This window comes from Streptomyces fulvoviolaceus, assembly GCF_000718165.1.
GTDB classification, from domain to species: Bacteria; Actinomycetota; Actinomycetes; order Streptomycetales; family Streptomycetaceae; genus Streptomyces; species Streptomyces fulvoviolaceus.
Genome location: NZ_JOEY01000014.1, coordinates 180,233 through 188,147 on the forward strand (window position 1 = coordinate 180,233; position 7,915 = coordinate 188,147).

A 7,915-nucleotide genomic window follows, 5' to 3' on the forward strand; every position below is an offset into this window, starting at 1 on the left:
TGCCGCCCGTGGCTGTGCCCGGACAATCGACGCTGCGTCGAGCAGAGGAAGATGCAACAGACACCTTGTCGATCCGGGTCAGTGTGGCGCAGGCGCGTCGGCCGCGGGCAGGCTGACCTCCACGGTCAGCCCGCCCTGGGGCCGGGTCCGGGCCAGTACCCGGCCGCCGTGCGCGGCGACGACGGCCGCGACGATGGACATGCCGAGGCCCTGACCGTCCCTCTTGCGGACGCGCTCCGGGCCCAGCCTGCGGAACGGCTGGAACAGCCCCGCCGCCTGGTCCGCCGGGATCACCGGCCCGCTGTTCTCGATCCGCAGACCGGGCCGGCCCGCCGCGTCCACACCCGTCCACACGCTCACCCAACTCCCCTTCCCCTCGGGCAGGTTGTGCCGTACGGCGTTGTCGGTGAGGTTGACGACCAGCCGCTCGATCAGCTGCGGATCACCGAGCACGGGTGCCGGGCCCAACAGCGCCTCGACGCGCGGACCGGAGTCCGGCAGCCGCTTCCGCACGATCGCCGTGAGGTCGACGAACTCCCGCCGCTCCAGGCCGCGTTGGCTGCGGGCCAGCGTCAACAGCGCGTCGATCAGCCGCTCCTGCTCCTGGCCGGCGGCCCGCACCCGCAGCAGGGCGGCGCGCAGGGTGTCCGCGGAGGCGTCCGGGTCGGCGAGGGTGACGTCCACGATCGTCTGCTGGAGGGTGAGCGGGGTGCGCAGTTCGTGCGAGGCGTTGGCGACGAACCGCTTCTGCGCCTCGAACGCGCCCTCCAGCCGGGCCAGTACGCCGTCGATGGTGTCCGCCATCACCTTCAGCTCGTCGTCGGGCCCGGGCACCGCGAGCCGCTCGTGCAGGTTGTCGGCGGAGATACGGCGGGCCGCGGCGGCCATCGTGCGCAGGGGATCCAGGACCCGCCCCGCCATCAGCCAGCCCAGCGCGATCGACGCCAGGGCCATCACCGCGAGCGCGACGCCCCCCTTGATGAGCAGCTCGTGCAGCTGGTCCGAGCGGACGGCCTCGACGACGGCGCTGACGGTCGGCGGGTCGAGCGTGCCGGGGGCGCCGCCCGGCCCGACGAGGCCGCCGCCCTCGACGGTGGTGACGGCCCTGCCCGGCGCCGAGCCCATCGCGAGGAAGTAGGTGAAGCCCAGCAGCGCCGCCCCGGCCACCACGAAGAGCGCGCTGTAGAGGAGCGTCAGCCGCCACCGGATGCTGCGGGGGTGCCAACGGACGGATGACCGCCACCCCGCGAGCGCCTTCGTACGGCGGCCCATCGCGACCGGCTCCATACGGCCGCTCATCGGATCCGGTACCCGGCCCGGTCCACCGTCTCGATCAGCGGCGGCTCCCCCAGCTTGCGGCGCAGCCTGCTGACGGTGACCTTCACGGTCTGGCTGAACGGATCGGCGGCCTCGTCCCATGCCCGCTCCAGGAGTTCCTCGGTGGACACGACCGTGCCCTGCGCACCCAGGAGGAGTTCGAGCACGGAGAACTCCTTGGGGCTGAGCGGAAGTTGGAAGCCGGCCCGGGTCGCCTCGCGCCGCGCGGGGTCCAGCCGCAGCTCCCCCCGGGCCAGGATCGGCGGCAGCGCGGGCTGCGCTCGGCGCGCCAACGCCCGTATGCGTGCCACTAGTTCCGCGAACGCGAACGGCTTGGACAGATAGTCGTCCGCTCCGAGTCCGAGCCCGGCGACCCGGTCGGCCACCGTCCCCGACGCGGTGAGCATCAGCACCCGCGCCCGGCTGCCGCCCGCCGCCAGCCTCCGGCACACCTGGTCGCCGTGGATCCCGGGCAGGTCGCGGTCGAGTACGACGACGTCGTAGCCGTTGATCTCGGCGCGCTCCAGGGCGGTCGGGCCGTCGAGGGCCAGGTCGACCGCCATGCCCTCCCGGCGCAGCCCGGCGGCCACGGTCTCGGCGAGCTCCTCGTGGTCCTCGACCAGCAGCACACGCATGCGGCTCAGTGTGGCGGGCGGCCGGTTACACCCGTATAAGGGCGGCCGTTCCCGTGCCGTAACCGCCCGGCGCGTTGTGTGGATCCCGTCAGCACCACCGCCCGGAACGAGGAGGAACCATGCGTGCACTGGCGACCCGGTCGCAGCGGCTCGCCGTCGGCATCGCCGTCCTGACGGCCGCCGCACTCGGCACGGTCAGCGCGAACGCCGCTTCGGCGTCCGGCACGTCGACCGTCGACGACGGCCCGACCACCGGAACCGTCACATCGACCGTGGAGAAGGGGTCGATCGTGAAGAAGGAGAAGGGGAACGGCAAGGCCCCGAAGGGAGCCCCCTTCGCGGTCGCCTACACCCCGACCGAGAACGCCCCGGACGACGTCAACGCGGCGAACGAGGACTTCGCCGCCTGCATGCGTGAGCAGGGTCAGTCGGTCTTCCCGGACTTCCACGCCTCGAAGGACGACGAGGGACGCGTCCGTCTGCAGGTGAAGGTCACCGGCGGCGACTTCGACCCGACGTCCAAGAGCTACGAGAAGGCGATCAAGGCGTGCGGCCCGGTCCTGGAGAAGGCCGGCATCACCTTCCCGGACCCCGCCGACCTGCCGCCACTGCCGGAACCGGGCAAGCCGGGCGAGGAGGGGCCGTCCCTGCACACGGAGAAGGGCAGCTCGGATGACGGCCTGCCCTCACTGAGCAACAGCGTCAGGAGCGCCTGACCACACCGGAGGAGGGGGAACACCGCGGCCCCGGAGGGGAGTTGATCCCGTCCGGGGCCGCGTGTCATGCCGTACGAACCACTACGCGTCCAGCGACGTCATCACGTGCTTGATCCGCGTGTAGTCGTCGAAGCCGTACGCGGACAGGTCCTTGCCGTAGCCGGACTTCTTGAAGCCCCCGTGCGGCATCTCCGCGACCAGCGGAATGTGCGTGTTGATCCACACGCACCCGAAGTCCAGCTTCTTCGACATCCGCATCGCACGCCCGTGGTCCTTGGTCCACACCGAGGAGGCCAGCGCGTAGTCGACCCCGTTGGCCCACTCGACGGCCTGGTCCTCGTCCGTGAAGGACTGGACGGTGATGACCGGCCCGAAGACCTCGTTCTGGATGATCTCGTCGTCCTGCTGGAGGCCCGAGACGACGGTCGCGGCGTAGAAGTAGCCCTTCTCGCCGACCCGCTGACCGCCCGCCTCGACCTTGGCGTGGGCGGGCAGCCGCTCGATGAAGCCGGTCACCTGCTTGAGCTGGTTGGGGTTGTTGAGCGGCCCGTACAGCACGTCCTCGTCGTCCGGCTGGCCGGTCTTCGTCTCGGCGGCGGCCTTGGCGAGCGCGGCGACGAACTCGTCGTGGATGCCCTCCTGGACCAACACGCGGGTCGCGGCCGTACAGTCCTGCCCGGCGTTGAAGAAGCCCGCCACCGAGATGTCCTCGACGGCCTTGGCGATGTCGGTGTCCTCGAAGACGACGACCGGCGCCTTGCCGCCCAGCTCCAGGTGGACCCGCTTGAGGTCCTTGGACGCGGACTCGGCGACGGACATGCCCGCGCGCACGGAACCGGTGATGGAGGCCATCGCCGGAGTCGGGTGCTCGACCATCAGCCGACCGGTGTCGCGGTCGCCGGTGACGACGTTGAAGACGCCCTTGGGCAGGATCGAGCCGATGATCTCGGCGATCAGGACCGTCGAGGCGGGGGTGGTGTCCGACGGCTTCAGGACGACCGTGTTGCCCGCGGCCAGCGCCGGGGCGAACTTCCACACCGCCATCATCATCGGGTAGTTCCACGGCGCGACCTGCGCGCACACCCCGATCGGCTCGCGCCGGATGATGGAGGTCAGGCCCTCCATGTACTCGCCGGCGCTGCGTCCCTCCAGCATCCGGGCCGCACCCGCGAAGAACCGGATCTGGTCCACCATCGGCGGAATCTCCTCGGACCGCGTGAGCCCGATCGGCTTGCCGGTGTTCTCCACCTCGGCCGCGATGAGCTCCTCGGCCCGCTCCTCGAACGCGTCCGCGATCTTCAGCAGGGCCCGCTGCCGCTCCGCAGGCGTCGCGTCCCGCCACGCGGGGAACGCGGCGGCCGCCGCCGTCATCGCGGCGTCCACGTCCGCCTGCCCGGACAGCGGCGCGGTCGCGTACGCCTCGCCCGTCGCGGGGTTGACCACCTCGGTGGTCCGTCCGTCGGCGGCGTCCCGGAACTCACCGTCGATGTAGTTGCGCAGACGACGCAGCTCGGTGCTCACTGCCGGCCTCCTGTGTCGGGTCGAACTGTCCATTGGCTGAGACACCCACCCTAATCGCCAGACCCACGTTTTCAACACCCCTGATCGCGCCGTCGCTGCGAAATCCGCAGGTCTCAGACACGTAAACAACGAATTTCATCGCTGCGGCCTTGCGGAAGTGTCGAGACGTCGTGCACAGTGACGTCGTGGCCAGTCGAAGCGCAGAGCACAGGGACTCCCGCGAGTCCAGGAACGGCACTCCCCATCTGGATGCCGTCTCCCTCGCCATCATCGAACAGCTCCAGGAGGACGGCCGCCGGCCGTACGCCGCCATCGGCAAGGCCGTCGGCCTCTCCGAGGCGGCCGTGCGCCAGCGCGTCCAGAAGCTGCTCGACCAGGGCGTGATGCAGATCGTCGCCGTCACGGACCCCCTCACCGTGGGCTTCCGGCGCCAGGCGATGGTCGGCATTCATGTCGAGGGCGACGTGGAGTCCGTGGCCGAGGCGCTGACTTCCATGGCGGAATGCGAGTACGTGGTGATGACCGCCGGCTCCTTCGACCTGATGGTGGAGATCGTCTGCGAGGACGACGACCACCTCCTGGAGGTCATCAACCGTCGCATCCGGGCCATCCCCGGAGTGCGCTCCACCGAGAGCTTCGTCTACCTGAAGCTCAAGAAGCAGACCTACATGTGGGGAACCCGATAACCGTGAGGACCCGATAACCGTGAGCTCCAAGGACCTCAGCCAGACCGCGTACGACCACCTGTGGATGCACTTCACCCGCATGTCCTCGTACGAGAACTCCCCCGTCCCCACGATCGTCCGGGGCGAGGGCACCTACATCTACGACGACAAGGGCAAGCGCTACCTCGACGGTCTCGCGGGCCTGTTCGTGGTCCAGGCCGGCCACGGTCGCGTGGAGCTCGCCGAGGCAGCCTTCAAGCAGGCGCAGGAGCTGGCGTTCTTCCCGGTGTGGTCCTACGCCCACCCGAAGGCCGTGGAACTGGCGGAGCGTCTGGCCCACCACGCCCCGGGCGACCTGAACAAGGTCTTCTTCACCACCGGCGGCGGCGAGGCCGTCGAGACCGCCTGGAAGCTCGCCAAGCAGTACTTCAAGCTCACCGGCAAGCCCACCAAGTACAAGGTCATCTCCCGCGCAGTCGCCTACCACGGCACCCCGCAGGGCGCCCTCTCCATCACCGGCCTGCCGGCTCTGAAGGCCCCCTTCGAGCCGCTCGTCCCGGGCGCGCACAAGGTCCCGAACACGAACATCTACAGGGCGCCGCTCTTCGGCGACGACCCGGAAGCCTTCGGCCGCTGGGCCGCCGACCAGATCGAGCAGCAGATCCTCATGGAGGGCCCGGACACCGTCGCCGCGGTCTTCCTGGAGCCGGTGCAGAACGCCGGCGGCTGCTTCCCGCCGCCGCCGGGTTACTTCCAGCGGGTCAGGGAAATCTGCGACCAGTACGACGTACTCCTGGTCTCCGACGAGGTCATCTGCGCCTTCGGCCGCCTCGGCACGATGTTCGCCTGCGACAAGTTCGACTACGTCCCGGACATGATCACCTGCGCCAAGGGCATGACCTCGGGCTACTCCCCGATCGGCGCCTGCATCATCTCCGACCGCCTGGCCGAGCCGTTCTACAAGGGCGACAACACCTTCCTGCACGGCTACACCTTCGGCGGCCACCCGGTCTCCGCGGCGGTCGGCCTCGCCAACCTCGACCTGTTCGAGCGCGAGGGCCTCAACCAGCACGTGCTCGACAACGAGGGCGCGTTCCGCTCGACCCTGGAGAAGCTGCACGACCTGCCGATCGTCGGCGACGTCCGCGGCAACGGCTTCTTCTACGGCATCGAGCTGGTGAAGGACAAGGTCACCAAGGAGTCCTTCACCGACGAGGAGACCGAGCGCGTCCTGTACGGCTTCCTCTCCAAGGCGCTCTACGACAACGGCCTGTACTGCCGTGCCGACGACCGCGGCGACCCGGTCGTCCAGCTCGCCCCGCCGCTGATCTCCAACCAGGAGACGTTCGACGAGATCGAGCAGATCCTGCGCGCGACGCTGACGGAGGCGTGGACGAAGCTCTGATCGTCCGAAGGGATCTTCCTTAGGGATGATCAACAACGGCCCCGGTACCGCCCGTTCGAGTGAGAAACGGGCACCCGGGGCCGCGTACTGTCCGGGCTCCTCCCGTGAACTGCCTAGCGTGCCGAGTGACCGATCGGCCCTGCCTTCGTTCCCCCGCACGGGGGATTTGGCCGGGAAAAGGATCTGAACGAGGTGTACGCGATGGTGGCCCCGCCGGACAACGACGTGCTCTGGGCACGCGCCCTCCACTTCACTCACAAGGACGGCTCGCCCGCGCTCAGCGGAGTCTCGCTCGGCGTCCAGGAGGGCGAGATCCTCGCCATCGGCGGTCCGCGCGGGAGCGGCAAGACGACCCTCCTGCGGTGTCTGTCCGGTCTGGTCCCGGCGCAGCGCGGCGAGGTCTGGTTCAACAGCGCGCCCGTGCACACCCTGGGCCCGATGGCCCGCGAACGCCTGCGCCGCGACCGCTTCGGCTGGATCGACCCGGCCCCGGTGCTCGTCCCCGAGCTCAACGTCTGGGAGAACGCCGCCCTCCCCCTGATGCTCCGCGGCACCGGCCGCCGCCGTGCCAAGACGGCCGCCCTGGAGTGGCTGGAGCGCCTCGACATCGGCGACAAGACCCGCAAGCGCCCGCACGAACTGACCCAGCCGGAACGCCAGCGCGTCTGCATCGCCCGGGCCCTGGCCCCCGCGCCGACGGTCCTCTTCGCCGACGAGCCGACAGCGCCCCTGCACCGCGCGGACCGGGCGCACGTCCTGCGCACCCTCACCACGGCAGCCCGCTCGCACGGCATCACGGTCGTGCTGGCCACCCACGAGGCGGAGACCGCGGCCCTCGCGGACCGCACGGTCTCGCTCCTGGACGGACGCCGCGTGAACACCGTGCACCTGCCCCCGGTCACCGAGTCGGAAGGCCGGGCCGCGTGCTCGCTCTCCGTCTGACCCGCGGCGCCCACCCCGCCGTACAGCTGCGCCGCCTCCTGGTGGCGGTGGCCTCGGCGGGCACGGGCTTCCTCCTCCTGTGCACCCTCGGCTACGCGATCGGCCACCCGGACGACCCCACGGCCTCCGTCCTCCGCCTGGCGTGGTGCCTGACGCCGCTGGCCGCCACGGTGTACTTCGCGGTGGCGGTGGCCCGCACGGACCCCGGCACCCGCCCCCGCCCCGGCCTCGCGGCGATCGGCCTCGGCCCCGGCCGCCTGATGGCGATCTCGGCGGCGACGACGGCCCTGTCCTGCCTCCTCGGCTCCATGCTGGCCCTGCTGTTCTTCCTGCACCTGCGCGGCGACCTGACGGGGATGCCGTTCGACGGAGCGGGAGCGGAGTTCCTGGCCGCGGACGAGTCGCTGCCGCTCCCGGCAGCCCTGACGTTGCTGGGCCTGGTACCGGCGATCGCATCGGTGGCGGTGGGGCTGGTTCTCCGTCCACGGGACGACAGGCCGGCGTCGGCGCGGAACGCTTCGCGGTCGTACGGCCGCTTCGGGGCGTACGGCACGTCGGTGGCCAAGGAGACCTTCGGGGCGTACGGCAGATTCGGCGCGCGTCTGCGGATCCGCCCGGCCGAGGACAGCCAAGGCCGTCAGACGAGCGTCCCCACCCCCGCGGCACCCCCCGCCCAGGACCAGCCCACCCCCGGCCAGGTGGATCCCACCACCC

General features: G+C 70.6%; 7 protein-coding genes and 1 pseudogene. 5 read left to right on the plus strand and 3 right to left on the minus strand.

Annotated elements, in window-relative coordinates; all coding sequences use genetic code 11:
• Positions 1 to 78 precede the first annotated feature (78 nt).
• Positions 79 to 1,299 (minus strand): sensor histidine kinase, encoded by a 1,221-nt coding sequence (locus IG08_RS0117030; protein ID WP_043454457.1) that lies wholly within the window; start codon positions 1,297 to 1,299, stop codon positions 79 to 81.
• Positions 1,296 to 1,952 (minus strand): response regulator transcription factor, encoded by a 657-nt coding sequence (locus tag IG08_RS0117035; protein ID WP_030602389.1) that lies wholly within the window; start codon positions 1,950 to 1,952, stop codon positions 1,296 to 1,298. The genes IG08_RS0117030 and IG08_RS0117035 overlap by 4 nt, the downstream gene beginning before the upstream one ends.
• Before the next feature lie 119 nt (positions 1,953 to 2,071).
• Here IG08_RS0117035 and IG08_RS0117040 point away from each other — a divergent pair, with 119 nt between their 5' ends.
• Positions 2,072 to 2,668 carry a hypothetical protein gene (locus IG08_RS0117040; protein ID WP_030602392.1) on the plus strand — a complete coding sequence of 199 codons (597 nt, stop codon included), beginning with the start codon at positions 2,072 to 2,074 and terminating at the stop codon, positions 2,666 to 2,668.
• 81 nt (positions 2,669 to 2,749) lie between these two features.
• Here IG08_RS0117040 and IG08_RS0117045 read toward each other — a convergent pair whose 3' ends face one another.
• The gene (locus tag IG08_RS0117045) at positions 2,750 to 4,189 is read right to left on the minus strand and encodes a gamma-aminobutyraldehyde dehydrogenase (protein WP_030602394.1); all 1,440 of its coding nucleotides are present in this window, start codon (positions 4,187 to 4,189) and stop codon (positions 2,750 to 2,752) included.
• 170 nt (positions 4,190 to 4,359) lie between these two features.
• On the opposite strand from IG08_RS0117045, the gene IG08_RS0117050 reads away from it, so the two are divergent.
• The 4 genes and pseudogenes from IG08_RS0117050 to IG08_RS0117065 all read left to right on the plus strand — a co-directional run.
• Positions 4,360 to 4,875 (plus strand): Lrp/AsnC family transcriptional regulator, encoded by a 516-nt coding sequence (locus IG08_RS0117050; RefSeq protein ID WP_030602397.1) that lies wholly within the window; start codon positions 4,360 to 4,362, stop codon positions 4,873 to 4,875.
• Positions 4,876 to 4,894: 19 nt separating this feature from the next.
• Positions 4,895 to 6,259 carry an aspartate aminotransferase family protein gene (locus IG08_RS0117055; RefSeq protein WP_030602399.1) on the plus strand — a complete coding sequence of 455 codons (1,365 nt, stop codon included), beginning with the start codon at positions 4,895 to 4,897 and terminating at the stop codon, positions 6,257 to 6,259.
• 201 nt (positions 6,260 to 6,460) lie between these two features.
• The gene (locus IG08_RS0117060; protein WP_030602402.1) at positions 6,461 to 7,201 is read left to right on the plus strand and encodes an ABC transporter ATP-binding protein; all 741 of its coding nucleotides are present in this window, start codon (positions 6,461 to 6,463) and stop codon (positions 7,199 to 7,201) included.
• Positions 7,183 to 7,915 (plus strand): annotated as a pseudogene (locus IG08_RS0117065) (hypothetical protein); the annotation flags it as partial. The gene IG08_RS0117060 and the pseudogene IG08_RS0117065, both read left to right, overlap by 19 nt.

What these genes read in the sequence shown, in the direction of transcription:
- IG08_RS0117030 (WP_043454457.1), bottom strand. Translation starts at nt 1,299, where the DNA reads ATGAGCGGCCGTATGGAGCCGGTCGCGATGGGCCGCCGTACGAAGGCG.
- IG08_RS0117035 (WP_030602389.1), bottom strand. Translation starts at nt 1,952, where the DNA reads ATGCGTGTGCTGCTGGTCGAGGACCACGAGGAGCTCGCCGAGACCGTG.
- IG08_RS0117040 (WP_030602392.1), top strand. Translation starts at nt 2,072, where the DNA reads ATGCGTGCACTGGCGACCCGGTCGCAGCGGCTCGCCGTCGGCATCGCC.
- IG08_RS0117060 (WP_030602402.1), top strand. Translation starts at nt 6,461, where the DNA reads ATGGTGGCCCCGCCGGACAACGACGTGCTCTGGGCACGCGCCCTCCAC.